This window comes from Pseudomonas sp. SMV71 (assembly GCF_052042015.1).
Lineage (GTDB): Bacteria > Pseudomonadota > Gammaproteobacteria > Pseudomonadales > Pseudomonadaceae > Aquipseudomonas.
This window is the reverse complement of the sequence record NZ_JBKGGU010000012.1, coordinates 69,071-93,710: the sequence shown is the minus strand read 5'-3', so window position 1 is coordinate 93,710 and position 24,640 is coordinate 69,071. Positions and strand designations below refer to the sequence as shown.

Sequence of the window (24,640 nt, the reverse complement as noted above, 5' to 3'; positions counted from 1 at the left end):
AGCATTGGGATCAAAGTGGACAACTTTCGCAGAGCGCCAGTGTCCGTGCTTCATTACGGGTATCCAAGTTAACAGGGAGTGTTATGCATACGTTCGGCAATCGCCGTGATATCGACGGTTTGAGAGCGCTGGCCGTTATTCCGGTGGTGTTGTTCCACTTTGGCTTCAGCTCGTTCAGCGGCGGCTTCGTTGGGGTCGATGTCTTTTTCGTCATCTCGGGATTCCTGATCACCAGTATCCTGTTCCGCGAGATCGGCGCGCAACGCTTCAGCTTCGTTGACTTCTGGGCGCGCCGGGCGCGTCGCATCATCCCGGCCCTGAGCGTGATGATGCTGGCGACGCTGATCCTCGGCTGGTTGCTGCTGACGGCCAAGGACCTTTCGGAACTGGGCAGGACGGTGCGCTATCAGTCGCTGTTCATTTCCAACATCCTGTTCATGCGCGAGGATGGCTATTTCGAGCCGGCGTCGGACCTCAAGCCGCTGCTCCACACCTGGTCCCTGGCTGTGGAAGAGCAGTACTACATTTTCTTCCCGCTGCTGATGGTTTTGTTGATGCGCCATCTTCGTCATTGGCGCTGGATGCTGCTGGCCGTGCTGCTGGTTTCCTTCGGGTTGAATATTGCCTTTATCGAGCGCAAGCCCGACGTCGCTTTCTTCTCATTGCCCACCCGCGCCTGGGAGCTGTTGTGCGGGGCAATGCTTGCTGTCCTGCCGGCGCCAAGGCACGCCGTGAAGCCCTGGCTCTTTCAGAGTGTCGGCGTAGCGGGGTTGGCCGCTGTCCTGATTGCGATTTTCAGCTTCGACAAGACCACGACGTTTCCGGGATGGGCCGCCTTGCTGCCCGTGCTCGGCGCCACCGCGCTCATCTGGTCGGGTGCCCAGGGTCCATCCTGGGTCGCCCAGGCACTGAGTACCAGGGCGATGGTCTGGGTCGGCCTGCTTTCCTATTCTTTTTATCTGTGGCACTGGCCGGTCTTCGTGTATGCCAACGCCATATCCGTCGACGGTATCCAGCATGCGGAAGCTGCGGGCTGGATACTGCTGGCGCTGGGCCTGGCCTGGTTGAGCTGGCGCTTCGTCGAGCTGCCGTTCCGGGACAAGCGCCTGCTGGCCGGGCGCAGGCCGGTGTTGGTGGGGGGCTTGCTGGCCATGGCGGTCCTGGCCGTGACGGGCTCGGTGGTGCGTTCGAGCGATGGTTTTCCCCAGCGCCTGAGCGGTAAGGCGCTGGAGTATGCCCAGGCCAGGGATTGGCGGGCCGGGCAGATGAAATGCCTGCTGTTGAACTCAGACCAGGTCCAGGACAGAGCGTGTCTGCTGGGTGCAAACAAAGACGCTACGGCGACCCGATTGCTCTGGGGCGACAGTCACGCGGCGGCGCTGTTGCCGGCAATCGAAGGCAACGCGACGCGAGAAGGCCGGCCGGTATGGCTGTACAGCATGAGCGGCTGTCCGCCGGTCATCAGTGATGACCTGCGACAGCGCTGCCGGGATTTCAACGAGCACACCATGGAGCAGATTCGCCGGCTGCAGATCAAGGACGTGGTGCTGGCGTCAAACTGGAGCCTGTATGTCTACGGTCGTGAAGACGGCGACCGTAAGATCTTGCTCAATGCCCATGACAGTACCATTGAAGCCGAAGCGCGAATGGCCGCTGCGCTCAAGGCACGGGTCAAGGCGATCAGGGAGACGGGCGCCCAGGTCTGGTTGTTCAAGGAAGTACCTCTGCAGCGCAAAGCTGCAATCAGCAGACTGACGAGCCTGGCGCGGATCGGGCGTTCGGCCGAAGGATTGGGACGTCCACTTCAGGAGCATCTGGCACGCCAGCGCTTTCTCGGCACTTTATTCGACTCGATGAGCGCTGCCGACCCCGGCGTGCACGTCATCGATCCGACGCCCCTGATGTGTGCCGGTGGGGTTTGCAGCTTGGATTTCAATGGCCATACCCAGTACAAGGACGAGGATCATCTTTCTGACGCAGGCAGTGCCCGGCTAAGTCCGCTGTTCGCTCCGGTGTTGCTGGGCACAACCGACAATTGATCAAGGCCGTGCACGCACAGGCTGCTGTTTGCACGCTGGAGCAGGTAGGATGTACGCCTATTTTCGGGGTGGCATCTCAATGAAATTCAAGGATCTTCGGGATTTCGTGCAGCAGCTTGAGCAGCGCGGCGAGTTGAAACGCATCCAGGTACCTGTCTCTCCAGTGTTGGAAATGACGGAAGTCTGCGACCGCACGCTTCGGGCCAAGGGGCCGGCGCTGTTGTTCGAAAACCCTACGGGCTACGACATCCCGGTGCTGGGCAACCTGTTCGGTACACCGGAACGCGTGGCGCTGGGCATGGGCGCCGACTCGGTCAGCGAGCTGCGCGAGATTGGCAAGCTGCTGGCGTTTCTCAAGGAGCCCGAACCGCCCAAAGGCCTGAAGGATGCCTGGTCCAAGCTGCCGATATTCCGCAAGATCATTTCCATGGCGCCGAAAGTCGTCAAGGATGCGATCTGCCAGGAAGTGGTGATCGAGGGCGACGACGTCGACCTGGCGATGCTTCCCGTGCAGACTTGCTGGCCGGGCGACGTGGGGCCCTTGATCACCTGGGGCCTGACCGTCACCAAAGGCCCGAACAAGGATCGCCAGAACCTGGGCATCTATCGCCAGCAGGTCATTGGCCGCAACAAGGTCATTATGCGCTGGCTGAGCCACCGGGGCGGGGCATTGGACTATCGCGAGTGGTGCGAAAAGCATCCCGGCCAGCCCTTCCCGGTGTCGGTGGCCCTGGGCGCGGACCCGGCAACCATTCTCGGCGCCGTCACGCCGGTGCCCGACAGCCTCTCCGAATACGCCTTTGCCGGCCTGTTGCGCGGCAACCGCACGGAACTGGTGAAGTGCCGGGGTAACGACCTGCAGGTGCCGGCCACCGCCGAGATCATCCTCGAAGGCGTGATCCATCCCGGCGAAATGGCCGATGAAGGTCCCTATGGCGACCACACCGGTTACTACAATGAAGTCGACAGCTTCCCGGTGTTCACCGTCGAACGCATCACCCATCGCATCAAGCCGATCTACCACAGCACCTATACCGGCCGTCCGCCGGATGAGCCGGCGATTCTCGGCGTGGCGCTGAATGAAGTGTTCGTGCCGATCCTGCAAAAGCAGTTTCCGGAAATCACCGATTTCTACCTGCCGCCCGAAGGCTGTTCGTATCGCATGGCCGTGGTGACCATGAAGAAGTCGTATCCGGGGCACGCCAAGCGGGTGATGCTGGGGGTCTGGTCGTTTTTGCGACAGTTCATGTATACCAAGTTCGTTATCGTCACTGACGACGATATCAACGCACGGGACTGGAACGACGTGATCTGGGCCATCACCACGCGCATGGACCCCAAGCGCGACACGGTGATGATCGACAACACGCCGATCGACTACCTGGACTTTGCCTCGCCGGTTTCTGGCCTGGGGTCGAAGATGGGGCTCGACGCCACGCATAAATGGCCTGGTGAAACCACCCGTGAATGGGGGCGGGTTATCGTCAAGGATGAAGCCGTTACCCAACGGATCGATGCCATCTGGAATCAGTTAGGAATAGATTGATGCGTGTGACCTTGCAGCCTTCCGGGGCGGTGCTGGAGATAAGGCCCGCCGAGCGGATTCTCGATGGCGCGCGGCGCCTGGGCTACGAATGCCCGCAAAGCTGCCGCAACGGCAACTGCCACGTCTGTGGGGCGTTGCTGGTGGAGGGCCGCGTCGAGCAGGCTGGCGAGGTGCGCGATCACGGTGAGATTTTCACCTGCATCGCCGAACCCCTGGAGGACTGCGTGGTGCTGTGGGATGGTGTGCTGGCGCCGGGCGAGCTGCCGGTGCGCAAGTTGGCGTGCCAGGTCGTCGAGGTTGCCGACATGGGCGGTGACGTCTGGCGAGTGCGCCTGCGTGCGCCGGCGGGCAAGCCGCCGCGCTATCACGCGGGGCAGTACCTGATGATCGAGCGGGAAAACGGCGAGAAATCGGCGTTCTCCCTGGCCTCGGCCCCACATTCCGGACGTGAGCTCGAGTTGCATGTCCTGGCACGCGAAAGCAGTGCACAGACGCTGTTGGAGCAGTTGCGGCGCAACCCCTCAGTGCGTGTCGAAATGCCGTTCGGCGACACTCACTTGTCCGAGCTGCCTGATGGCCCGCTGGTGCTGATCGCTGCCGGGACCGGGATGGCGCAGATGCACAGCCTGATCGAGCATTGTCGGGCCCACGGCTTCAAGTACCCGGTGCACTTGTACTGGGGCGTGCGGCGGCCGGAGGATTTCTATGAGATCGAGCATTGGGATGAATGGCGCAAGCTGCCAAACCTGTACCTGCACAAAGTCGTCAGCGATTTGTGTGGCTGGGAAGGTCGCTGCGGAATGCTCCACGAAGCCGTATGCGAGGACATCCGCGACCTTTCGGGTGTGCACGTCTACGCCAGCGGTTCGCCTGCGATGATCTACGGCACCCTCGATGCGCTGGTAGAAGCCGGGATGGATGCCCACCAGATGCGCGCCGACGTGTTTGCCTACGCTCCACGGGCGTGAACCACTGAACCCGGGGCGCGCCGTTTGTGGCGAGGGAGCTTGCTCCCGCTGGGCTGCGAAGCGGCCCCCAGGATTTTAATGTGCGCTTCGCACCCAAGCGGGAGCAGGCTCCCTCGCCACGGTGTTTTATAACCCCCAATATTTCGTATCGGTATTTAGGCTCGGGCCTGAATGCCGATAACGTATATAGGCGCGCCATGGCATTTAACTTGCCTTGTTCCTGCCGAACGTCAGCAGCCTGACGCATCAAGCCATTCCGAATCGCGAGCCAAACGCTACCGGCCATGACCGCTATCGAATCCGCCATTACCTGTACTTTCTATCCTCCACGCCTCGACATGGGGGCACGGCTGACCCGTGAACAATTGTTCGCCTCGATGCAATCGACCATGAGCCTGCACCAAGGTGGGCCGGTCTGGCTGTTCGCGTACGGCTCATTGATCTGGCGGCCCGAATGCACGGCGGTGGAACGGGTACGCGGCCGGGTCCATGGTTATCATCGGGGTTTGTACCTGTGGTCCCATGAGCATCGCGGCACTCCGGAAATGCCGGGGCTGGTGTTCGGGCTGGATCGGGGCGGTTCGTGCAGCGGTTTTGCCTACCGGTTGCCGGAAGAAAACCTCGAAGACTCGTTGTTTGCCTTGTGGCAGCGCGAGATGCCGGTTCCGTCCTACCGTCCCCACTGGCTCAGTTGCCGCCTCGAGGATGGTAGCCGGGTGCAAGCCTTGGGGTTTGTGCTGGAACGGCACCTGCCCAGCTATGCCGGCAATCTGCCGGACCATGTGCTGAGCCAGGTGTTCGAAAGCGCTTGCGGACGGTTTGGCACCACTCGCGATTATGTCGAGCAGACGATCCAGGCCCTGCGCAGCCACGCCATGCCAGACCGGAATCTGGAGGCGCGGCTCAAGCGCTGCAAATCAGCGCAGGATCAGGCCACCGCTTCGCGGCTCTGACTGGCGACTTGCTTGTGCCACAAGGTTGGCGCAAGGAAAGCCATTGCCAGCAGGCAGGCACCGATCAGCAGGACAAATCCACCGTTCCAGCCAAAGTGGTCGACGGTGTAGCCCATGGCGGCACTCGCCGCGACCGAGCCGCCCAGGTAACCAAACAGACCGGTAAAACCGGCAGCGGTGCCGGCGGCTTTCTTCGGTGCCAGCTCCAGGGCCTGCAAACCGATCAGCATGACCGGGCCGTAGATCAGGAAACCGATCGACACCAGGGCGATCATGTCGACGGTCGGATTGCCCGCCGGGTTCAGCCAGTAAACCAGCGTCGCCACGGTCACCAGGGCCATGAACACCATGCCGGTCAGGCCACGGTTGCCGCGAAAGATCTTGTCCGACATCCAGCCGCACAGCAGCGTGCCGGGAATGCCTGCCCACTCATAGAAGAAATAAGCCCAGGAGCTCTTGTCCACGGTGAAACCCTTGGCTTCCTTGAGGTAGATGGGTGCCCAGTCCAGCACGCCGTAGCGCAGCAGGTAGACGAACACGTTGGCCATGGCGATGTACCAGAGCATTTTGTTGCGCAGCACGTACTTGACGAAGATTTCCTTGGCGCTGAATTCGTTCTCGTGGCTGGCGTCGTAGCCTTCCGGGTAGTCGTTCTTGTACTTCTCGATCGGCGGCAGGCCTACCGATTGCGGCGTGTCGCGCATGGTCACGAAGGCAAACACCGCGACGGCGAGCGCTACGGCAGCGGGTACATAAAACGCCGCATGCCAATCATTGAACCAGCCCATCCCCAGCAGGAACAGCGGGCCGATCAGGCCGCCGCCGACGTTGTGCGCCACGTTCCAAACCGACACCACGCCGCCGCGCTCCTTTTGCGACCACCAGTGCACCATGGTCCGGCCACTGGGCGGCCAACCCATGCCTTGGGCCCAGCCGTTGATGAACAACAGGATGAACATCATCGTTACGCTGGACGTCGCCCAGGGCGCGAAACCGAAAATGAACATCACGCCTGCCGACACCAACAGCCCGAATGGCAGGAAATACCGCGGGTTGGAGCGGTCGGACACCAGGCCCATCAGGAATTTCGAAAGCCCGTAGGCGATGGCGATGGCCGACATGGCCAGGCCCAGTTGGCCACGGCTGTAGCCTTCGTCGATCAGATAGGGCATCGCCAGGGAAAAGTTCTTGCGCAGCAAGTAATACCCGGCATAGCCAATGAAAATCCCGGCGAAGATCTGCCAGCGCAGGCGTCGGTAGGTGCTGTCTATTTTTTCTTCAGGCAATGACGCCTGATGTGCGGCAGGACGAAAGAAGGCAAACATTCAAGGGCTCCAGATTCTTGTTATGACTGCGGATGCGAATGTTACAGTTTCGTTACCGAAAATAGCATTGCTTCTCATCGCTTAAACAGCGGAATTTTTGCCGGTGGATGTTCTTAAGCGAACATTTCTTTCGGACGCTGGTGAAAGCAATGTAGGAAAACGTCCGTCTTGCGGGCTTCTACAGGTGGGAGGAGAAGGCTATAGGAAGGGGATGACGAATGGTTGTTACTGACCAATGGCGGCCCGACGCAGGATGCCCGGACCGCCGTGATCTTTCAGCGCACCTGCACGACAACTTTCCCCACGGCCTTGCGCTGACCCAAGTCATTGATCGCCTGGGCGGCATGTTCCAATGGGTAAACCTGTGAGACCAGCGGCTTGAGCTTACCCTCGCTGAACCAGCCGAACAGCTGCTGGAAATTCGCCGCGTTGTCTTGGGGCTGGCGCTGGGCGAAGGAGCCCCAGAACACGCCCATCACCGCGGCACCCTTGAGCAGGGCGAGGTTGACCGGCAGCTCCGGGATGCGCCCACTGGCAAAACCGACCACCAGCAGCCGGCCGTTCCAGGCGATGGCACGAATGGCCTGGTCGAACAGGTCGCCGCCGACCGGGTCGTAGATCACGTCGGCGCCCTGGCCGTCGGTGAGGCGCTTGATTTCGTCCTTGAGGCTGGTTTCGCTGTAGTTGATCAATTCGTCGGCCCCGGCTGTCTTGGCGACCGCGAGCTTTTGCGCGCTGCTGGCGGCGGCGATCACCCGAGCGCCCATGGCCTTGCCGATCTCCACCGCGGCCAGCCCGACCCCACCGGAGGCACCGAGTACCAACAGCGTTTCGCCGGGCTGTAGATTGGCCCGCTGCTTGAGCGCGTGCATCGAGGTGCCATAGGTCATGCTGAATGCCGCGGCGGTATCGAAATCCATGGACGGCGGGATCGGCAGCACGTTGTAGCCGGGTACCGCCACCTGCTCGGCAAAACTGCCCCAGCCGGTCAATGCCATGACCCGGTCGCCGACTTTCAGATGGCTGATCTTTTCACCGACTTCGCTGACCACTCCCGCCGCCTCGCCGCCCGGGGAAAACGGGAAGGGTGGCTTGAACTGATATTTGCCCTCGATGATCAGGGTGTCAGGGAAGTTCACCCCGGCGGCATGCACGTCCAGCAGCACTTCGTTCTTTTTCGCGACAGGGCTGGCGACCTCTTCCAGCACCAGCGATTCGGCAGGACCGAATTCTTTGCACAGCACGGCTTTCATCAGGGCTATTCCTTTGGGAGTGATGGCCGATAAGTGTAGGTGTGAGAGTCAACGGGTCAACGAGCATGCCCCGCCCTGATAGCCGGCCATAAGCTTGTGCTTGAACGGTGGGGCGGTATGCTGGGCCGCAAACCGGATGAGGAGTCGAATGTGAAAGCGTGGATCATGTTGATGCTGGCCCTGTCGCTGCCAATGGCAGTGATGGCTGAAGAGGCCAAGGAAGCCAAAGAAGGCGAGGCGCCGAAAGTCAGCTACATCACTCTCAGCCCGCCGTTCGTGGGCAATTATGGCCTGGACGGCACGGCGAAGCTGAAGGTCTACAAGGCCGACGTGGCCCTGCGCGTGACCGGCGACGCCGCCGCTGCGGCGGTGAAGGCCAACGAGCCGCTGATTCGCAACCAGTTGGTGGCATTGTTCTCGCAGCAGACCAGCGAAACGATGAATAACCTGGAAGCCAAGGAAAAGCTGCGTCAGGAAGCGTTGAAGCAGACCCAGCAGGTGATGAACGACGAGACCGGCAAGCCGATGGTGGATGATCTGTTGTTCAATAACCTGATTATTCAGTGAGTTTTGTGTTGTTCGGGCTGGCCTATCGCGAGCAGGCTCGCTCCCACAGTATCCGAGGTGGGTGCAGATCATGTGTCTATACCAGACCCCTGTGGGAGCGAGCTTGCTCGCGATAGCGGTTTATCAGTCCGGATACCGCTCAAGGTCGCAACGCAATCACCGCCGCCCACTGCTCGGCCGTCACCGGCATCACCGACAGCCGGGAGCCTTTCTGCACCAGCGGCATTTCAGCCAGAGCGGTTTGCTGTTTGAGGTAGTCGAGTTTCAGTACGCGGGGAAAGGTTTCGACATGGGCGACATCGATCGCGGTCCAGGGGTTTTTCTCCGCACTGGCCTTCGGGTCGAAGTAGTGGCTGTCGGGCTCCAGCGCCGTCGGGTCAGGGTAGGCCGCACGAACGATCTGCCCGATCCCGGCAATGCCCGGCTCGGGGCAACTGGAGTGGTAGAAAAAAAATGAGTCGCCGACTGCCATGTCCCGCAGGAAGTTGCGTGCCTGGTAGTTGCGAACCCCGTCCCAGCGTGCCTGGCCGAGTTTTTCCAGGCCTTGGATAGACAGTTCGTCGGGCTCGGATTTCATCAGCCAGTAGGCCATGATCTCTACTCCTGGGCGGTGTGGTTAAAATAGTTCAGCGATTTTATGACAAACCGACAGTCGGTTGACGCCAGAGTTTGCGTGTATTCTCAGGTTGCCGCAAAATGCCGGCCTTCCAAGCTTGACGCTGCTGCACGGCCAATAAGAAAACCGCTGCTGTCATCGTGTGTGATATGCCTTGAGGGGGGCAATCGATGAAACGCAAACCGGATTTGTTGTGGATTCTGGTCATTCTGTTCGGCCTGGGTGTCGTGACCACGGGTTACGCCCAAAGCCTGTGGGCCAGCAAGACTGAGGCGCCCATGGATATTACCCAGCCTGCGCCGTCGCTTAAACGCTGAACCTGTGCTCCAGGCGCCGCTGATATCTGCGGCGTCTGTCTACCCTGCGATATACCATCGCCTGTCACTGACCGTTCCCTGTAGCGGCACATCCCAGCTCGCCTGCGCCAACCGATCGACCTTCTGACATTCATGGGCCAGCCCCAGCAGCGTCGGCTTGCGCCACTGCCCGCGTCGCGCCAGGTACGCCAGGCTACGGTCGTAGAAGCCGCCGCCCATGCCCAGACGGCCTCCCGCATCGTCAAATCCCACCAGCGGCAGCAACACCAGGTCCAGTGCCCAGACCTTGCGTTGGCGGGCGATATTCATCTGGGGTTCGAGGATGCGAAACCGATTGGGGCGCAGCTTTTCGCCGGGGCGGATGCGTTGGAAAACCATCTTGGTCTGCGGCCAGGGGCTGAGCACCGGCAGATAAGTAGCCTTGCCCCGGCGCTGGGCGGCGCGCAGCAGCAGGCGCGGATCAATCTCGCCATCGTTGGGCAGGTACAGGGCGATGTGCCGCGCACGACGAAACAGCGGATGCTGGGCCAGTTGCCGATAGAGACCGTGGGCCGCCTGCTTCTGCTGCGCGGGCGTCAGGGCGCGACGAGCCTGGCGCAGCAGGCGGCGAAGTTGCGGGCGGGACAGTGGCGCAGAATCGGTCATATCGAGGCTTCACGCTGTGGCGATGCACCACAGCGTAACCGCAAACCGGCGCGCTCAGGAATGCCTGCGCCAGAAACGACAATGCCAGTCCGTATGGACTGGCATTGCCTGGGATCAGGCTCCCCGGATGAACCGCTGTCGGCTTAGCCCTTGAACCCGAAAGTTCAAGGTGGAAGTTGCAGGAGGCGTTAAGGCTTTCCGTCAAGCGGACATGCACACCGGCCCCAACGTGCAACCCCCGTGGTTGTGCGTATCGGCTCAGGGACATCACCAACTGGCAAGCACCCCAGGGAGTGACGCAAGTATACCCCAGGCAGCCTCGCGAATCAGCCCTTGCTGACGTCCGGATCAGTGGCGAGCACCAGATCCACGCGCTCGAGCAGGTCGCGCACCTGTTCGCGGGTCGAGCCGCTGACCTGCAGGTCCGGCGTATCCTGGCGATGCAGCAGGTCGTGGGTGATGTTCAAGGCAGCCATTACGGCGATGCGGTCGGCGCCGATGACTTTGCCACTGCTGCGGATCTCGCGCATCTTGCCGTCCAGGTAACGGGCGGCGCTCACCAGGTTGCTGCGCTCTTCCTGGGGGCAGATGATCGAATACTCTTTGTCGAGGATCTGCACGGTAACGCTATTGCTTGAACTCATGAGTCTTGCTCCAGGGCCTTGAGGCGCGAAATCATCGATTCGACCTTACGCCGGGCGATTTCGTTTTTTTCAATGAGGTGCGCGCGTTCCTCGCGCCAGGTTTTTTCCTGAGCTAATAAGAGTCCGTTCTGGCTTTTAAGTTGCTCGACCCGGTCAATTAACAATTCGAGTCTGGCCATCAGCGCTTGCAGGTCGTTGTCTTCCATTGTGTCCACTGAAGATTGTGTCTGATGGGGGATGAGGGTCGCACAGCCTCTGATAGTCTTGGCGAGTCTGTCGATGTAGGATACAAGGCCTCCATTCTAGACATAGCGCCGTCTGGCGCCTAGCTGCCCATGCCCATTCAGAACTCCCCGTATCAAGCATTCGCCACCCTGCTGAGCACCAGCGGCCATCCTGTCTCGCCCGCCGAACTGCACGGCCTGTTGCTGGGGCGCAGTTGCGCCGGCGCCGGCTTCGATGCCGACGGCTGGCTGGCCGACGCTGCCGAGCTGCTGGAAGGCGAGCCGGCGGACAACGTCCGTAACGCGCTGATCGGCCTGCAGGAAATGGTCAAGGGCGAGTTGACCAGCGATGACATGACCGTCGTCTTGCTGCTGCCCACCGACGATGCGCCGCTGGCCGAACGTGCCGCTGCGCTGGGCCAATGGTGCCAGGGCTTCCTCGCCGGCTTCGGCCTGACCCGCCGCGAATACGCGCTGAGTGAAGAAGCCAAGGAAGTGTTGCAGGATCTGGCTGCGATCTCCCAGGTCCAGGACGCCCTGGAAGAATCCGATGATGGCGAGAGTGACTACATGGAAGTGATGGAGTACCTGCGGGTCGCGCCGTTGCTGCTGTTCACCGAGACCAGGAAAACCGCGGAACCGGCCACCAAGCCGTCCTTGCACTGATCGCTAGAAAGGGACCACCGTCTGCCCATGATTCATATCCCGAAATCGGAATACAGCCGTCGCCGCAAGGCCTTGATGGCGCAGATGGAGCCCAACAGCATCGCAATCCTGCCCGCCGCCGCCGTTGCGATTCGCAACCGCGATGTCGAGCACGTCTATCGCCAGGACAGCGACTTCCAGTACCTGAGCGGCTTTCCCGAGCCACAGGCGGTCATCGTGCTGATGCCCGGCCGGGCCCATGGCGAGTACATCCTGTTCTGTCGCGAGCGCAACGCCGAGCGCGAGTTGTGGGATGGCCTGCGCGCCGGCCAGGAAGGCGCGGTCCGTGACTACGGCGCCGACGACGCGTTCCCCATCACCGATATCGACGACATCCTGCCGGGCCTGATCGAAGGCCGCGACCGGGTGTATTCAGCCATGGGCAGCAACCCCGAATTCGACCGGCACCTCATGGAATGGATCAACGTGATCCGCTCCAAGGCCAACCTCGGCGCCCAGCCGCCGAACGAATTCGTTGCCCTGGATCACCTGCTCCACGACATGCGCCTGTATAAGTCTGCGGCAGAATTGAAAGTGATGCGTGAAGCGGCGCGGATTTCCGCCCAGGCTCATGTCCGGGCGATGCAGGCGGCACGGCCGGGGCTGTATGAGTTCAGCCTGGAAGCCGAGCTCGACTATGAGTTTCGCAAGGGCGGGGCGAAGATGCCGGCCTATGGTTCGATCGTCGCGGCGGGGCGCAACAGTTGCATCCTGCACTATCAGCAGAACGACGCGCCGCTCAAGGACGGTGACCTGGTCCTGATCGACGCCGGGTGCGAGATCGATTGCTACGCCAGTGATATCACCCGCACCTGGCCGGTCAACGGCCGGTTTTCGCCGGAACAGAAGGCGATATACGAAGTGGTGCTGGCGGCGCAGGAAGCGGCGTTCACCGAGATTGCGCCCAACAAGCACTGGAACCAGGCCCATGAGGCGACGGTCCGGGTCATCACCGAAGGGTTGGTGCGCCTGGGGCTGCTCGAAGGCGAGGTGGATGAATTGATCGCCAGCGAAGCCTACCGGGCGTTCTACATGCACCGCGCCGGGCACTGGCTGGGCATGGACGTACATGACGTCGGTGAATACCGGGTCGGTGGCGAGTGGCGGGTATTGGAAGTCGGCATGACGCTGACGGTCGAGCCGGGCATCTACATCAGCCCGAACAACCGCAGCGTCGCAAAAAAATGGCGCGGCATTGGCGTGCGCATCGAGGATGACGTGGTAGTGACCCGAACCGGTTGTGAAATCCTGACCCGAGGCGTACCCAAGACGGTCGCCGAAATCGAGGCCCTGATGGCCGCTGCGCGGACGGACGCGGCATGAGTCGGGTCAACCTGGCGATCATCGGCGGTGGCCTGGTCGGAGCGAGCCTGGCTTTGGCCCTGCAAGCCGGCGCCAAGGCTCGCGGCTGGAAGATCATGCTGATCGAGCCCTTCGCTCCTGGCGATACCTGGCAACCGAGCTACGATGCGCGATCCTCGGCGCTGTCCTACGGCGCCCGGCAGATCTATCAGCGCCTGGGTATCTGGCAACAGATTTCCCGACGCGCCGAACCGATCAAGCAGATTCATGTGTCCGATCGCGGGCGGTTTTCCACGGCACGCCTGTCGGCCATGGAAGAGGGCGTTCCGGCGCTGGGCTACGTCGTGGAAAACGCCTGGCTCGGCCAGTGCCTGTGGCAGGGCCTGGACAAAGAGGTGGTCAGTTGGCGCTGTCCGGCCCAGGTTACACGGATGGAGCCGCTGGTCGGCGGGTATCGCCTGATCCTGGACGATGAAACTACCCTCGAATGCGAACTTGCCGTGCTGGCGGATGGCGGCCGCTCCGGCCTGCGCGAGCAACTGGGCGTCGGCGTGCGCAATCGACCGTACGACCAGAGCGCTTTGATTGCCAATGTCACGCCCAGCGAAGCTCACAACGGAATGGCTTTCGAACGCTTCACCGATGACGGGCCGATGGCCTTCCTGCCGCTGCCGGAAAATCGCTGTGCCCTGGTCTGGACCCGCCAGGGCATGGACGCGCAACGGTTGGCGGCCCTCGACGAGCGAAGTTTCCTCAGTGAATTGCAGGGCGTGTTCGGCTATCGCCTGGGTACGCTGAAGCAAGTGGGCGTGCGGCATCTGTATCCGTTGGCGCTGGTAGAGGCTGAAGAGCAGGTTCGTCCCCACCTGGCAATCCTCGGCAACGCCGCCCACAGCCTGCATCCGATCGCCGGGCAAGGCTTCAACCTGTCGCTGCGCGACGCCCAGGCGTTGGCCGACGCCTTGCTCGACAGCGACAGCGAGCCGGGGGATTTCGCCGTGCTGCAAGCCTATCGCGAGCGCCAGCGGCTGGACCAGACCCTGACCGTGGGCTTCTCCGATCAGGTCACCAGGCTGTTCAGCAGCAAGCTGCCGTTGGTGTCCCTGGGCCGCAACCTCGGCCTGCTGGGCCTCGACCTGCTGCCGCCGGCCAAGCGCTGGTTCGCCCGCCAGGCCATGGGGCTGGGAACGCGCCCGGATGTTTGAATCAGGCGCTGGTTTTTCTTTTCATGGGCGGCTGAAGCCGCCAGCAAAACAGGCTTAAAGCATGGAATTGCGTGCAGATCTGCTGATTGTCGGCGCCGGTATGGTCGGCAGCGCCCTGGCGCTGGCCTTGCAGGGCAGTGGCTTGCAAGTGCTGCTGCTCGACGGCGGCGGGATGAGCGTCAAACCGTTCGATGCCCAGGCCGCGTTCGAACCGCGGGTCAGTGCGCTGTCGACCGCCAGCCAGCGGATTCTCGACCGCCTGGGCGTGTGGGAAGGCATCACCGCCCGGCGCGCCAGCCCCTACACCGACATGCACGTCTGGGACGGCAGCGGCACCGGGCAGATTCACTTCTCGGCCGCCAGCCTGCACGCCGATGTGCTCGGGCACATCGTCGAGAATCGGGTAGTGCAGGATGCCTTGCTGGACCGTCTGCATGACTGCGACCTCGGTCTGTTGGCCAATGCGCGGCTGGAACAGATGCGTCGGTCCGGCGACGACTGGCTGTTGACCCTGGCCGATGGCCGCACGTTGCGGGCACCGCTGGTGATCGCCGCCGACGGGGCAAATTCCGCCGTGCGCCGGCTGACGGGCGTCGCGACCCGTGAATGGGATTACCTGCACCACGCCATCGTCACCAGCGTGCGCAGCGCCCAGCCTCATCGAATGACCGCCTGGCAGCGCTTCACCGACAACGGTCCGCTGGCGTTCTTGCCGTTGGAACGCGATGGCCAAAAGGATTGGTGCTCGATCGTCTGGTCCACCACCCCCAGCGAGGCACAGCGCTTGATGGCGCTTGAAGACGTTGAATTCTGCGGTGAGCTGGAGCGGGCTTTCGAAGGCCGGCTCGGCAGCGTCCTGGCTGCCGACCCGCGCCTGTGCGTGCCGCTGCGCCAGCGCCACGCCAAGCGCTACGTGGCCGAAGGGCTGGCGCTGATCGGCGATGCGGCCCATACCATCCACCCGTTGGCCGGGCAGGGCGTGAACCTGGGTTTCCTCGACGCCGCCGTGCTGGCTGAAGTGCTGTTGCAGGCGGCCGGGCGGGGCGAACGTCTGGCGGGCGTCAAGGTGTTGAGCCGCTACGAGCGGCGCCGCATGCCGCATAACCTGGCGCTGATGGCGGCGATGGAAGGGTTCGAGCGATTGTTCCAGGCCGATCCGTTGCCGGTGCGCTGGCTGCGCAACACCGGGTTAAAGCTGGTGGATCGCATGCCTGAAGCCAAGGCACTGTTCGTGCGCGAGGCGCTGGGGTTGATCGGGGATCTGCCGGAGCTGGCCAAGGCCTGAGATGTGGGGTGGGGGCTTATGGCCTCATCGCGAGCAGGCTCGCTCCCACAGTGGGTCTTCAGCGAACACATAATCTGTGGCCCGACAGAGAGCCCTGTGGGAGCGAGCCTGCTCGCGATGGGATCCCCCCGATTACCACGCCGTACCCTTATCGCAACATTTGGAAATGTCTCCACCCACTGTTCGATTGAGAAGCCAAATGTGAGTCCTTATCATTTGCGCACTTTCACAGTTCCGAGAGACCGCTCCCATGTTGGCACCCAAGCGCCTGCTGTCCGCCCTCGCCCTGACCTTGATCGGCTCCACGGTCGCCCAGGCCGCCGACGAGGTTGTGGTCTATTCCTCACGTATCGATGAACTGATCAAACCGGTCTTCGATGCCTACACCCGCAAGACCGGCGTAGCGGTGAAGTTCATCACCGACAAGGAAGCCCCGCTGATGCAGCGGATCAAGGCCGAAGGCGAAAACGCCACCGCCGACCTGCTGCTCACCGTCGATGCCGGGAACCTCTGGCAGGCTGAGCAGATGGGAATCCTCCAGCCATTCACCTCGCCGGTGATCGATGCCAACATCCCGCCTCAATACCGCGCATCGTCCCATGCCTGGACCGGCCTGAGCCTGCGGGCGCGGACCATTGCCTACTCGACCGACCGGGTCAAGCCGGGCGAGCTGAGCACCTACGAAGCCCTGGCCGGTGATGCATGGGAAGGCCGCCTGTGCCTGCGTACGTCCAAGAAGGTCTATAACCAGTCCCTGACCGCGACCCTGATCGAAACCCACGGTGCTCAGAAAGCCGAGCAAATCCTCCAGGGTTGGGTGAAGAACCTGTCCACCGACGTGTTCTCCGACGACACCGCGCTGCTTGAGGCGATCAATGCCGGGCAATGCGACGTCGGTATCGTCAACACCTATTACTACGGTCGCCTGCACCAGCAGAATCCGGACCTGAAGGTCAAGCTGTTCTGGCCGAACCAGGCGGATCGGGGCGTGCACATCAACCTGTCGGGCATTGGCCTGACCCGATATGCCCCGCATCCGGAGGCTGCAAAAAAACTGGTGGAATGGATGACCACGCCTGAGGCGCAAAGTATCTTCGCCGACGTCAACCAGGAGTTCCCGGCCAACCCGAACGTGGCGCCGTCCAAGGAAGTGGCCGCCTGGGGCGCATTCAAGGCTGATACCTTGCCGGTGGAAGTGGCCGGCAAGCGCCAGGCCGAGGCCATTCGCCTGATGGATCGCGCCGGCTGGCGCTAAATCCCCTCGCCACAATGCTCCTGCGACTGGTTATTCTGAGTCGTAAACAAGTGCCTGCGCCAAGCGCGGGCACATTCATTTGAACGAGCATTCCCCTTGAGCCACACCGTTCAACGCCGCTGGTACCCGCTGGTATTCACCATCGCCGCATTGGTCCTGTTGCCCCTGAGCGTCCTGTTGCTGTCCTGGCAAAGCGTCGATCAACAGATCTGGTCCCACCTTTGGGATACGCAGATGCCCAGGCTGCTGGGCAATACCCTCACGCTGATCCTCGGCGTGGGGGTTGGCGTGACGTTGCTGGGGGTCAGCCTTGCCTGGCTCACCAGCCTGTGTGAATTCCCGGGTCGGCGTTGGCTCGACTGGGCGTTGATGCTGCCGTTTGCGATCCCGGCCTATGTGTTGGCGTTCGTCTTCGTCGGCCTGCTGGATTTCGCCGGTCCTGTACAGACTCTGCTGCGTGAATGGTTCGGCAGCGGCCTGCGCCTGCCCAGGGTCCGGTCCACGGGTGGGGTGATCCTGGTGCTGGTCCTGGTCTTTTATCCTTACGTCTACCTGTTGGCGCGCACGGCGTTCCTGGCCCAGGGCAAGGGGTTGATGGAGGCGGCCCGTGTGCTCGGGCAATCGCCGTGGCAGGCGTTCTGGCGCGTGGCCCTGCCGATGGCCCGGCCTGCGATTGGCGCCGGCGTGGCGTTGGCGTTGATGGAAACCCTGGCGGATTTCGGCGCGGTATCGGTATTCAACTTCGACACCTTTACCACCGCCATCTACAAGACCTGGTACGGCTTCTTCAGCCTTTCCAGCGCTGCGCAACTGGCCAGCCTGCTGTTGCTGGCGGTGATGCTGGTGCTCTATGGCGAGCGTCGAGCCCGTGGTGCCCAGCGCGCCAGCAACGAACGTCCCCGGGCCAAGGCGCTGTATCCGCTAAGCGGCCTCAAGGCGTTGGCGGCCAGCGGTTGGTGCTTGCTGGTGTTCGCCTGTGCGTTTGTCATTCCCCTGCTGCAACTGATGGTGTGGTTCTGGCAGCGCGGTCGCTTCGATCTGGATGAACGTTATGCCGGGCTCATCGTCCACACCCTGTACCTGGGAGGGCTGGCGGCGCTGATCACGGTCTGTGTCGCCCTGCTGCTGGCGTTTGCCCGGCGTCTGGCGCCGACCCGTCCGATCCGCGCCGCGGTGGGCCTGGCGAACCTGGGATATGCCTTGCCCGGTTCGGTACTGGCGGTGTCGATCATGCTTGCGTTCAGCTACCTGGACCGCGAGCTGGTGATCCCGCTGTCGACCCTGTTCGGCGGTGCGGGCAAGCCGTTGTTGCTGGGCAGCCTGTCGGCATTGCTGCTGACCTATCTGGTGCGCTTTATGGCCGTGGCCTACGGTCCGTTGGAAAGCAGCCTGGCGCGCATCCGCCCGTCGCTGCCCGAGGCTGCACGGAGCCTCGGGGTCAGTGGGCCGCGATTGTTTTTCAAAGTGTATTTACCGTTGCTGTTGCCCGGCACGTTGAGCGCGGCGTTGCTGGTGTTTGTCGATGTGCTCAAGGAAATGCCCGCCACTTTGCTGATGCGTCCATTCGGCTGGGACACGCTGGCGGTGAGAATCTTCGAAATGACCAGCGAAGGGGAGTGGGCCCGGGCCGCGCTACCGGCGTTGACGCTGGTCCTGGTGGGATTGCTGCCGGTCATCGGATTGATCAGACGTTCTGCGCACCCAAACACTTAGGTGCCAGTCCTACATCGTGCGGCTACAATGCGCGGCATTCGGTGCGGTCCGTCTGTCGGACGGCCCCGCCTTCGCCAAGCCCGGAAGGAGAAACCCATGGGACTGCGTACGCCTCTGTATGACCTTCATCTCGCACTCGGCGCGAAGATGGTCGATTTTGGCGGTTGGGATATGCCTCTGCATTATGGCTCGCAGGTCGAGGAACACCATCAGGTGCGACGCGACTGTGGTGTGTTCGATGTATCCCACATGACCGTGATCGACGTCACCGGCGCCCAGGCCAAGGCCTGGCTACAACGCCTGCTGGCCAACGACGTCGACCGCTTGCAAGACACGGGACGTGCCTTGTACAGCGCCATGCTCAATGAACGCGGCGGCATCGTCGATGACATGATCATCTACCGGGTCGACGACGGCTATCGGCTGGTCTTCAATGCCTCGACCCGTGATCAGGACTTGGCCTGGATGCAGGCGCAGGTCGGCGAGTACGCCGTGCAACTGCACGAGCGCCCCGAGCTGGCGATGCTGGCGATCCAGGGTCCTCAGGCCCGGCAGAAGATTGCCGAACTGGTCAGCCAGTCCCGCGGCCAGTTGATCCAGCAGCTCAAGCCTTTCGAAGGGCGCGCCGATGGCGATTGGTTCATCGCCCGTACCGGCTACACCGGCGAAGATGGCCTGGAGATCGTCCTGCCCGCCCACGAAGCCCCGAGTTTCTTCAACGACCTGGTGGGCGCCGGCATTTCTCCCATCGGCCTCGGCGCCCGCGACACGTTGCGCCTGGAGGCGGGCATGAATCTCTACGGCCAGGACATCCACCAGGACGTTTCGCCGCTGGCTTCGAACATGGCCTGGAGCATCGCCTGGGAGCCGGCAAGTCGTCAGTTCATCGGCCGCCCTGCGCTGGAGGCCGAGCTGGCGGCCGGTGTGCAACACAAGCTGGTCGGCCTGGTGCTGGAGGAGCGCGGCGTCCTGCGCGCCCATCAGGTAGTCCGTATCGCCAATGTTGGCGAAGGAGAGATCACCAGTGGTAGTTTTTCTCCTACGCTTAGCAAGTCGATCGCCCTGGCACGCGTTCCGATGGCGACCGCTGACCGTGCCGAGGTAGAAATTCGTGGCAAGTGGTACCCGGTGCGAGTGGTCAGGCCGACCTTCGTGCGCCATGGCAAAACCCTGATCTAACTTTTTTGCGGCAGGTGGCTGGCCGCTGACACTTTTCTTGAGGACACAGAATATGAGCGATATCCCTGCCGAACTGCGTTTCGCCGAAAGCCACGAGTGGGCAAAAGTGGAGGCTGACGGTACCGTCACCGTAGGCATCAGCGACCACGCGCAGGAAGCTTTGGGTGATGTGGTATTCGTCGAGCTGACCGAAGTGGGCAATGTGTTTGAAGCGGGCGCTCAAGCGGGTGTGGTTGAGTCGGTCAAGGCGGCTTCCGATATCTATTCGCCTATTGCTGGCGAAGTGATTGCGGTCAACGAAGAGCTGGGCGGTTCGCCCGAGCTGTTGAATTCCGATCCCTACGGCGCCTGGATCTTCAAGCTCAAGCCTTCCAACGCCCAGGCCGACCTGGCCAAGCTGCTGGATGCCGCGGGCTACAAGGCTGCCATCGGCGAATAAGCCCTTGCACTTGTGGGAGCGAGCCTGCTCGCGATTGCGGTGTGTCAGTCAACCCTAATGTGACTGATCCGGCGCTATCGTCGGATCGCCGCCCGGAGCAAGCTCGCTCCCACAAGGGGCTGGGTACAGGCTTGTGGGAGTTGCAGGCAAAAAAATGCCGCTCAATCGAGCGGCATTTTTTCCATCGACTGGAAATCAGTCCTGAGCGACGGCGTTTTTCGCCAGGATCGCGTTGGCCAGTTCCATGTCGGTGGCTTGCAGGCCTGGGTTGTCGGCGCGGACTTTCTGCATCGCGGCTTCCAGGTAAGGGCCACGGATGCCGCCGTCACTGGCGACGAAGCTGCCGGCGTCGTCCTGGGCGGCGACGATCAGCTTGTGATCCTTGAAGGTCAGGTAGGTCGAACCGGTGGTCGCACCGGACGAAATGACGTTACGCCAAAACGTGTCGGCCATTGCCGAGCCAACGGGAAGCGACAGCAAGGCCAGGGTGGCGACAGCAAGTTTGAGACGCATGATAGGTGACTCCACTGGGTTAACTACTCATTTTGAGCGTCGGCTACCCGGTTCAGTTCCATGACCCATCAGTCATGGCGTTCCACCCGCAATACCGCGCCTTCCTGTGCAACCACCCTGACCCGTGTGCCCACGGGCGCTTCAGGGCCCTTTACCAACCACACTCCGTCGGCGACCTTGATCTTGCCCCGTCCATCGACGATGGCTTCGTGTACCTGGAATGTCTTGCCGATCAGCTCCTGCCCGCGCAGGTTCAGGAGCGGCTGGTCGCTTTCACGTACAGCGCTGTGCTGGCGGCGCCACCAGTACAGCGCTGTCGCCATGGCGAACAGGCCGAACAACAGGAACTGAAGCTCCCATGACAGTTGCGGGACAAGGAAGGTCAGCACGCCTACGGCTGCAGCGGCCATGCCAATCCACAGCAGGTATCCACCGGCACCGAATACTTCCAGGATCAGCAAAATGACGCCCAGCGCCAGCCAGTCCCAATACGACAGGTGTTGCAGGAAAGACCACATGGGCGGGCCTCAGGCTTTCTTGCTGTCGAAGGTGGCCTTGACGATCTCGCCGATGCCACCGACCGCACCGATCACCTGGCTGGCTTCCAGCGGCATCAGGATCACCTTGCTGTTGTTGGCCGAGGCCAGGCGGCCCAAGGCGTCGACGTATTTCTGCGCGACGAAGTAGTTCACCGCCTGGACGTTACCCTGGGCAATCGCCTCGGACACCACTTTGGTGGCGAGCGCTTCGGCCGCGGCCTGGCGCTCACGGGCCTCGGACTCCAGGAATGCGGCCTGGCGGCTGCCTTCGGCTTCGAGAATCTGCGCCTGCTTCTTGCCTTCGGCGGTGAGGATCGCCGAGGCGCGCAGCCCCTCGGCCTCCAGGATCTGGGCGCGCTTGATCCGTTCGGCTTTCATCTGCCCCGACATCGCGGCCATCAGGTCAGCCGGTGGGCTGATGTCCTTGATCTCGATCCGAGTGATTTTGATGCCCCACGGTGCGGTGGCTTCGTCGATGGTCCGCAACAGTTTTTCGTTGATGGCATCGCGCTGGCTCAACATCGCATCCAGTTCCATCGAACCGAGCACGGTCCGGATATTGGTCTGCAGCAGGTTGCGGATGGCATGTTCGAGGTTGTTGACCTCATAGGCAGCCTGGGCCGTGTTGACCACCTGGAAAAAGCACACGGCATCGATTTGCACCGTGGCGTTGTCGGAGGTGATGACTTCTTGCGGCGGGATGTCCAGCACGCTTTCCATCACGTTCATCTTGCGACCAATGCGGTCCATCACCGGGATGATGATGTTCAGGCCGGGCTTGAGCGTGTTGGTGTAGCGCCCGAAGCGTTCGACGGTCCATTGATAGCCCTGGGGTACGACCTTGAAGCCCATGAGCAGGATGGCGACCACCAGGGCGACGAATAATAAAAGTACGCTGCCGATTTGCATGACTGTACCTTGTTCGGTTGATGACTCGTGATCCTGAGTGTAGGGCAATCGGCCATTATCTTCGCTTGGGTTCTCTCCGGTTTGTTTACAAGGACCTTTCCATCCGTTGTCGGGTGGGAGCAATTTTTACCTCTGCTCGCTCTGGGGCGTTACCCGTAGCACCTCTTCAACCGTCGTGAGCCCGGCGGCGACCTTCTGCGCGCCGGACAGCCGCAGGCTGCGCATGCCTTCCTTGAACGCCTGGCGCCGCACTGCCAGCAGGTCGGTATCCGGATGGATCAGCGCCTTGACGCTGTCGGTCAGTTGCAGGATTTCATAGACCCCGGCACGGCCACGGTAACCGGTGTCGCGACATTCCAGGCAACCGACCGCCTGTTGGGCATTGCTCGGCAAAGGCGCCTGCCACGGGCGGGTCAGGGTCTGCCAGTCGTCTTCCTCCAGTGTCAGCGGGCTCTTGCAGTGGGGACACAGCGTGCGCACCAGGCGCTGAGCCATGATGCCCAGTACCGTGGCCTTGATCAGGTAATGGGGCACGCCAAGCTCCAGCAGGCGGCTGATGGCGCTCGGTGCATCGTTGGTGTGCAGCGTGGAGAGCACCAGGTGCCCGGTCAGTGCTGCCTGGATCGCCATTTCAGCGGTCTCCAGGTCACGGATCTCGCCGATCATGATGATGTCCGGGTCTTGCCGCATCAGTGCCCGCACGCCGGCGGCGAAGTTCAGGTCGATGTTGTGCTGGACCTGCATCTGGTTGAAGGACGCCTCGACCATTTCAATCGGGTCCTCGATGGTGCAGAGGTTGACCTCCGGCGTCGCCAGTTTCTTCAGGGTGGTGTAGAGGGTGGTGGTCTTGCCCGAACCGGTGGGCCCGGTCACCAGCACGATGCCGTTGGGCTGGCGCGTCATGTCCTGCCAGCGGCGCAGGTCGTCGGCGGAGAAGCCGAGCTGGTCGAAATCCTTGAGTAAAACTTCCGGGTCGAAGATCCGCATGACCATCTTTTCGCCGAACGCCGTGGGCAATGTCGACAGGCGCAATTCCACTTCACCGCCCTCCGGGGTCTTGGTCTTGACCCGGCCATCCTGAGGCTTGCGCTTCTCCGCGACGTTCATCCGTCCGAGGTTCTTCAGACGACTGATGATCGCCATCGTGACTTGCGGCGGGAACTGGTAGACCGTGTGCAGCACGCCGTCGATGCGAAACCGCACGGTGCCCTGCTCGCGGCGCGGCTCGATGTGGATATCGCTGGCCCGTTGCTGGAAAGCGTACTGGAACAGCCAATCGACGATATTGACGATGTGCGCATCGTTGGCGTCGGGCTCCTGGTCGCTGGCGCCGAGGTTGAGCAATTGTTCGAAATTGCTCAGGTTGCTCGGCTGCTGGTCGACCGTGGTGGCACCGCTGACCGATTTGGCCAGGCGGTAGAACTCCACGCTCAGGCGCTGGATGTCCACCGGGTTGGCGACCACCCGGTTGACCGGCAGCTTGAGCACGTGGGTCAGGTCGGCTTCCCAGCTGCTGACATAGGGCTGGGCACTGGCAACGGTGACCGAATCACGATCGACCGCTACCGCGAGGATTTTGTGGCGTTGGGCAAAGGCGTAGGACATCAGCGGGGTCACGGCCGCGACGTTGATCTTCAGCGGGTCGATGCGCATGTAGGGCTGGCCGGCCTGCTGGGACAGCCACAGCGTCAGGCTTTCCAGGTCCAGGCGTTTGCCGGGTCGGCTGAGATCGTCCAGATGCTGGTTGGCGATGAATTCCAGTGGATGCAACTGGCTGTTGGCGCTATGGCGCCGACGGGCGTTCAGCGCGGTTTCAGCCGCATCCTGGTCGATGATGCCTTGGGCGACCAGTTGGCGGAGCAGATCGTTGAGGTCCAGCCAGCGGTCCTGAGTGGCGTGTTTGGTGGACATTTGGGTTCCTATTGGACAGTTGCAGCAAAGCCGCGATTCAGACGCCTCGGCGTCATCGCTCGGTCTGCAAAAGCATAGTCCCGACACCGTAGACCGTTGGGCCACTACCCGACCAATGCGTTACGAATTCTTGCCTGCGACCGCTCAACCCACCGCCAGGACCGGCGCTGCCCGCGCGATATCAGCCTCTTGCAGCTCCACCGAAAACACGCTGATCAGGTTACGTAATTTTTCAGCGAGCACTTGGGCACGGTGCCAGCTCAGTCCGCCCACCACGATATCCATGGACAGCAAATCGTCCTGGCGCTCGACGTGAAGCCGCTGTGGGATCAGGCCCTGTAGGGCAAACAGGTTCAACGCCCGACACAACAGGTCCGGTTCGGTTTCCGCCAGCAGGCGGTACTGCACGTGGCAGTGGGGGTGGCTGGGGTGCCAGGCATCGGCACGGGCCGGGGCCGCCGTGACAGCTTCGAATGAAGGCATGGATTTTCTCCTGGGTTTCGGGAGAAATATTTACATGGGTGAAGCGGTTTTTTCTGTCTAATATTCCCGCTGTTAGGAATTATACGAATGGAATAATTCGACAAT

The 24,640-nt window shown here is 62.0% G+C and carries 25 protein-coding genes and 1 other RNA gene; 14 read left to right on the top strand and 12 right to left on the bottom strand.

The window, feature by feature from the left end:
* Positions 1 to 83: 83 nt before the first annotated feature.
* The 4 genes from ACLEJQ_RS14380 (at position 84) to ACLEJQ_RS14365 (ending at position 5,506) form a co-directional block, all read left to right on the top strand.
* Positions 84 to 2,039: an acyltransferase family protein gene (locus tag ACLEJQ_RS14380; protein WP_440796013.1), complete on the top strand. Its 1,956-nt coding sequence runs from the start codon at positions 84 to 86 to the stop codon at positions 2,037 to 2,039.
* Between the two features lie 79 nt (positions 2,040 to 2,118).
* Positions 2,119 to 3,585 (top strand): 4-hydroxy-3-polyprenylbenzoate decarboxylase, encoded by a 1,467-nt coding sequence (ubiD, locus tag ACLEJQ_RS14375; RefSeq protein ID WP_440796011.1) that lies wholly within the window; start codon positions 2,119 to 2,121, stop codon positions 3,583 to 3,585.
* Positions 3,585 to 4,553 carry a CDP-6-deoxy-delta-3,4-glucoseen reductase gene (locus tag ACLEJQ_RS14370; protein WP_440796009.1) on the top strand — a complete coding sequence of 323 codons (969 nt, stop codon included), beginning with the start codon at positions 3,585 to 3,587 and terminating at the stop codon, positions 4,551 to 4,553. The genes ubiD and ACLEJQ_RS14370 overlap by 1 nt, the downstream gene beginning before the upstream one ends.
* Positions 4,554 to 4,837: 284 nt before the next feature.
* The gene (locus ACLEJQ_RS14365) at positions 4,838 to 5,506 is read left to right on the top strand and encodes a gamma-glutamylcyclotransferase (protein ID WP_440796007.1); all 669 of its coding nucleotides are present in this window, start codon (positions 4,838 to 4,840) and stop codon (positions 5,504 to 5,506) included.
* Here the strand turns inward: ACLEJQ_RS14365 and glpT are convergent.
* A complete protein-coding gene (glpT, locus tag ACLEJQ_RS14360) occupies positions 5,482 to 6,831 on the bottom strand; it encodes a glycerol-3-phosphate transporter (protein WP_440796005.1) in 1,350 nt (449 codons plus the stop codon). The two genes, ACLEJQ_RS14365 and glpT, sit on opposite strands and share 25 nt — an antisense overlap.
* A gap of 275 nt (positions 6,832 to 7,106) precedes the next feature.
* Positions 7,107 to 8,084, bottom strand: a complete 978-nt coding sequence (locus ACLEJQ_RS14355) for an NADPH:quinone oxidoreductase family protein (RefSeq protein ID WP_440796003.1) — start codon at positions 8,082 to 8,084, stop codon at positions 7,107 to 7,109.
* Positions 8,085 to 8,234: 150 nt separating this feature from the next.
* On the opposite strand from ACLEJQ_RS14355, the gene ACLEJQ_RS14350 reads away from it, so the two are divergent.
* The gene (locus tag ACLEJQ_RS14350) at positions 8,235 to 8,651 is read left to right on the top strand and encodes a flagellar basal body-associated protein FliL (protein WP_440796001.1); all 417 of its coding nucleotides are present in this window, start codon (positions 8,235 to 8,237) and stop codon (positions 8,649 to 8,651) included.
* A gap of 139 nt (positions 8,652 to 8,790) precedes the next feature.
* On the opposite strand, the gene ACLEJQ_RS14345 is transcribed toward ACLEJQ_RS14350, so the two are convergent.
* The gene (locus tag ACLEJQ_RS14345; RefSeq protein WP_440795999.1) at positions 8,791 to 9,243 is read right to left on the bottom strand and encodes an EVE domain-containing protein; all 453 of its coding nucleotides are present in this window, start codon (positions 9,241 to 9,243) and stop codon (positions 8,791 to 8,793) included.
* Between the two features lie 194 nt (positions 9,244 to 9,437).
* On the opposite strand from ACLEJQ_RS14345, the gene ACLEJQ_RS14340 reads away from it, so the two are divergent.
* Positions 9,438 to 9,584, top strand: a complete 147-nt coding sequence (locus tag ACLEJQ_RS14340; RefSeq protein ID WP_092179885.1) for a hypothetical protein — start codon at positions 9,438 to 9,440, stop codon at positions 9,582 to 9,584.
* Positions 9,585 to 9,623: 39 nt separating this feature from the next.
* Here ACLEJQ_RS14340 and ACLEJQ_RS14335 read toward each other — a convergent pair whose 3' ends face one another.
* The 4 genes from ACLEJQ_RS14335 to ACLEJQ_RS14320 all read right to left on the bottom strand — a co-directional run bounded on the left by ACLEJQ_RS14335 (position 9,624) and on the right by ACLEJQ_RS14320 (position 11,079).
* Entirely contained in the window at positions 9,624 to 10,229 is a 606-nt protein-coding gene (locus tag ACLEJQ_RS14335) for a 5-formyltetrahydrofolate cyclo-ligase (RefSeq protein ID WP_440795997.1), read from the bottom strand.
* 116 nt (positions 10,230 to 10,345) lie between these two features.
* Positions 10,346 to 10,525: non-coding RNA, 6S RNA (gene ssrS / locus ACLEJQ_RS14330), on the bottom strand.
* A gap of 30 nt (positions 10,526 to 10,555) precedes the next feature.
* A complete protein-coding gene (locus ACLEJQ_RS14325) occupies positions 10,556 to 10,873 on the bottom strand; it encodes a cell division protein ZapA (protein WP_030138126.1) in 318 nt (105 codons plus the stop codon).
* On the bottom strand, positions 10,870 to 11,079 hold the full coding sequence (locus ACLEJQ_RS14320) for a TIGR02449 family protein (protein WP_025216048.1): 210 nt from the start codon (positions 11,077 to 11,079) through the stop codon (positions 10,870 to 10,872). The genes ACLEJQ_RS14325 and ACLEJQ_RS14320 overlap by 4 nt, the downstream gene beginning before the upstream one ends.
* A 129-nt stretch (positions 11,080 to 11,208) precedes the next feature.
* Here ACLEJQ_RS14320 and ACLEJQ_RS14315 point away from each other — a divergent pair, with 129 nt between their 5' ends.
* The 8 genes from ACLEJQ_RS14315 to gcvH all read left to right on the top strand — a co-directional run bounded on the left by ACLEJQ_RS14315 (position 11,209) and on the right by gcvH (position 20,180).
* Positions 11,209 to 11,763, top strand: coding sequence for a YecA/YgfB family protein (locus ACLEJQ_RS14315; RefSeq protein ID WP_440795994.1), 555 nt, complete (start codon positions 11,209 to 11,211; stop codon positions 11,761 to 11,763).
* A gap of 27 nt (positions 11,764 to 11,790) precedes the next feature.
* Complete coding sequence (gene pepP / locus ACLEJQ_RS14310) at positions 11,791 to 13,125, top strand: Xaa-Pro aminopeptidase (RefSeq protein ID WP_440795992.1); 1,335 nt, start codon at positions 11,791 to 11,793, stop codon at positions 13,123 to 13,125.
* Positions 13,122 to 14,309 (top strand): 2-octaprenyl-6-methoxyphenyl hydroxylase, encoded by a 1,188-nt coding sequence (gene ubiH / locus ACLEJQ_RS14305; RefSeq protein WP_440795990.1) that lies wholly within the window; start codon positions 13,122 to 13,124, stop codon positions 14,307 to 14,309. The genes pepP and ubiH overlap by 4 nt, the downstream gene beginning before the upstream one ends.
* Before the next feature lie 67 nt (positions 14,310 to 14,376).
* A complete protein-coding gene (locus ACLEJQ_RS14300) occupies positions 14,377 to 15,594 on the top strand; it encodes a 2-octaprenyl-3-methyl-6-methoxy-1,4-benzoquinol hydroxylase (protein ID WP_440796181.1) in 1,218 nt (405 codons plus the stop codon).
* Between the two features lie 250 nt (positions 15,595 to 15,844).
* The gene (locus ACLEJQ_RS14295; RefSeq protein WP_440795988.1) at positions 15,845 to 16,849 is read left to right on the top strand and encodes an extracellular solute-binding protein; all 1,005 of its coding nucleotides are present in this window, start codon (positions 15,845 to 15,847) and stop codon (positions 16,847 to 16,849) included.
* Positions 16,850 to 16,945: 96 nt separating this feature from the next.
* Positions 16,946 to 18,562, top strand: a complete 1,617-nt coding sequence (locus ACLEJQ_RS14290) for an ABC transporter permease (RefSeq protein WP_440795986.1) — start codon at positions 16,946 to 16,948, stop codon at positions 18,560 to 18,562.
* A 96-nt stretch (positions 18,563 to 18,658) separates the two neighbouring features.
* A complete protein-coding gene (gene gcvT / locus ACLEJQ_RS14285; protein WP_440795984.1) occupies positions 18,659 to 19,741 on the top strand; it encodes a glycine cleavage system aminomethyltransferase GcvT in 1,083 nt (360 codons plus the stop codon).
* A gap of 52 nt (positions 19,742 to 19,793) precedes the next feature.
* Positions 19,794 to 20,180, top strand: a complete 387-nt coding sequence (gene gcvH, locus ACLEJQ_RS14280; protein WP_440795982.1) for a glycine cleavage system protein GcvH — start codon at positions 19,794 to 19,796, stop codon at positions 20,178 to 20,180.
* Positions 20,181 to 20,375: 195 nt separating this feature from the next.
* On the opposite strand, the gene ACLEJQ_RS14275 is transcribed toward gcvH, so the two are convergent.
* The 5 genes from ACLEJQ_RS14275 to ACLEJQ_RS14255 all read right to left on the bottom strand — a co-directional run bounded on the left by ACLEJQ_RS14275 (position 20,376) and on the right by ACLEJQ_RS14255 (position 24,535).
* Positions 20,376 to 20,696, bottom strand: a complete 321-nt coding sequence (locus ACLEJQ_RS14275; protein ID WP_170846005.1) for a DUF2388 domain-containing protein — start codon at positions 20,694 to 20,696, stop codon at positions 20,376 to 20,378.
* Between the two features lie 65 nt (positions 20,697 to 20,761).
* The gene (locus tag ACLEJQ_RS14270) at positions 20,762 to 21,211 is read right to left on the bottom strand and encodes an NfeD family protein (protein ID WP_440795980.1); all 450 of its coding nucleotides are present in this window, start codon (positions 21,209 to 21,211) and stop codon (positions 20,762 to 20,764) included.
* Between the two features lie 9 nt (positions 21,212 to 21,220).
* Entirely contained in the window at positions 21,221 to 22,141 is a 921-nt protein-coding gene (locus ACLEJQ_RS14265) for an SPFH domain-containing protein (RefSeq protein WP_440795978.1), read from the bottom strand.
* 126 nt (positions 22,142 to 22,267) lie between these two features.
* Positions 22,268 to 24,052: a GspE/PulE family protein gene (locus ACLEJQ_RS14260; RefSeq protein WP_440795976.1), complete on the bottom strand. Its 1,785-nt coding sequence runs from the start codon at positions 24,050 to 24,052 to the stop codon at positions 22,268 to 22,270.
* A gap of 144 nt (positions 24,053 to 24,196) precedes the next feature.
* Positions 24,197 to 24,535 (bottom strand): hypothetical protein, encoded by a 339-nt coding sequence (locus ACLEJQ_RS14255; protein WP_440795974.1) that lies wholly within the window; start codon positions 24,533 to 24,535, stop codon positions 24,197 to 24,199.
* Between the last annotated feature and the right edge of the window lie 105 nt (positions 24,536 to 24,640).

Excerpts from the sequence above, each read along its gene's own strand:
- gcvT (WP_440795984.1), top strand. The coding sequence starts at position 18,659 with ATGGGACTGCGTACGCCTCTGTATGACCTTCATCTCGCACTCGGCGCG.
- ACLEJQ_RS14260 (WP_440795976.1), bottom strand. The coding sequence starts at position 24,052 with ATGTCCACCAAACACGCCACTCAGGACCGCTGGCTGGACCTCAACGAT.
- ACLEJQ_RS14340 (WP_092179885.1), top strand. The coding sequence starts at position 9,438 with ATGAAACGCAAACCGGATTTGTTGTGGATTCTGGTCATTCTGTTCGGC.
- glpT (WP_440796005.1), bottom strand. The coding sequence starts at position 6,831 with ATGTTTGCCTTCTTTCGTCCTGCCGCACATCAGGCGTCATTGCCTGAA.
- ACLEJQ_RS14320 (WP_025216048.1), bottom strand. The coding sequence starts at position 11,079 with ATGGAAGACAACGACCTGCAAGCGCTGATGGCCAGACTCGAATTGTTA.
- ACLEJQ_RS14315 (WP_440795994.1), top strand. The coding sequence starts at position 11,209 with ATGCCCATTCAGAACTCCCCGTATCAAGCATTCGCCACCCTGCTGAGC.
- gcvH (WP_440795982.1), top strand. The coding sequence starts at position 19,794 with ATGAGCGATATCCCTGCCGAACTGCGTTTCGCCGAAAGCCACGAGTGG.
- pepP (WP_440795992.1), top strand. The coding sequence starts at position 11,791 with ATGATTCATATCCCGAAATCGGAATACAGCCGTCGCCGCAAGGCCTTG.
- ACLEJQ_RS14270 (WP_440795980.1), bottom strand. The coding sequence starts at position 21,211 with ATGTGGTCTTTCCTGCAACACCTGTCGTATTGGGACTGGCTGGCGCTG.
- ACLEJQ_RS14370 (WP_440796009.1), top strand. The coding sequence starts at position 3,585 with ATGCGTGTGACCTTGCAGCCTTCCGGGGCGGTGCTGGAGATAAGGCCC.
- ubiD (WP_440796011.1), top strand. The coding sequence starts at position 2,119 with ATGAAATTCAAGGATCTTCGGGATTTCGTGCAGCAGCTTGAGCAGCGC.
- ACLEJQ_RS14355 (WP_440796003.1), bottom strand. The coding sequence starts at position 8,084 with ATGAAAGCCGTGCTGTGCAAAGAATTCGGTCCTGCCGAATCGCTGGTG.
- ACLEJQ_RS14380 (WP_440796013.1), top strand. The coding sequence starts at position 84 with ATGCATACGTTCGGCAATCGCCGTGATATCGACGGTTTGAGAGCGCTG.
- ACLEJQ_RS14365 (WP_440796007.1), top strand. The coding sequence starts at position 4,838 with ATGACCGCTATCGAATCCGCCATTACCTGTACTTTCTATCCTCCACGC.
- ACLEJQ_RS14345 (WP_440795999.1), bottom strand. The coding sequence starts at position 9,243 with ATGGCCTACTGGCTGATGAAATCCGAGCCCGACGAACTGTCTATCCAA.
- ubiH (WP_440795990.1), top strand. The coding sequence starts at position 13,122 with ATGAGTCGGGTCAACCTGGCGATCATCGGCGGTGGCCTGGTCGGAGCG.
- ACLEJQ_RS14325 (WP_030138126.1), bottom strand. The coding sequence starts at position 10,873 with ATGAGTTCAAGCAATAGCGTTACCGTGCAGATCCTCGACAAAGAGTAT.
- ACLEJQ_RS14265 (WP_440795978.1), bottom strand. The coding sequence starts at position 22,141 with ATGCAAATCGGCAGCGTACTTTTATTATTCGTCGCCCTGGTGGTCGCC.
- ACLEJQ_RS14255 (WP_440795974.1), bottom strand. The coding sequence starts at position 24,535 with ATGCCTTCATTCGAAGCTGTCACGGCGGCCCCGGCCCGTGCCGATGCC.
- ACLEJQ_RS14335 (WP_440795997.1), bottom strand. The coding sequence starts at position 10,229 with ATGACCGATTCTGCGCCACTGTCCCGCCCGCAACTTCGCCGCCTGCTG.
- ACLEJQ_RS14295 (WP_440795988.1), top strand. The coding sequence starts at position 15,845 with ATGTTGGCACCCAAGCGCCTGCTGTCCGCCCTCGCCCTGACCTTGATC.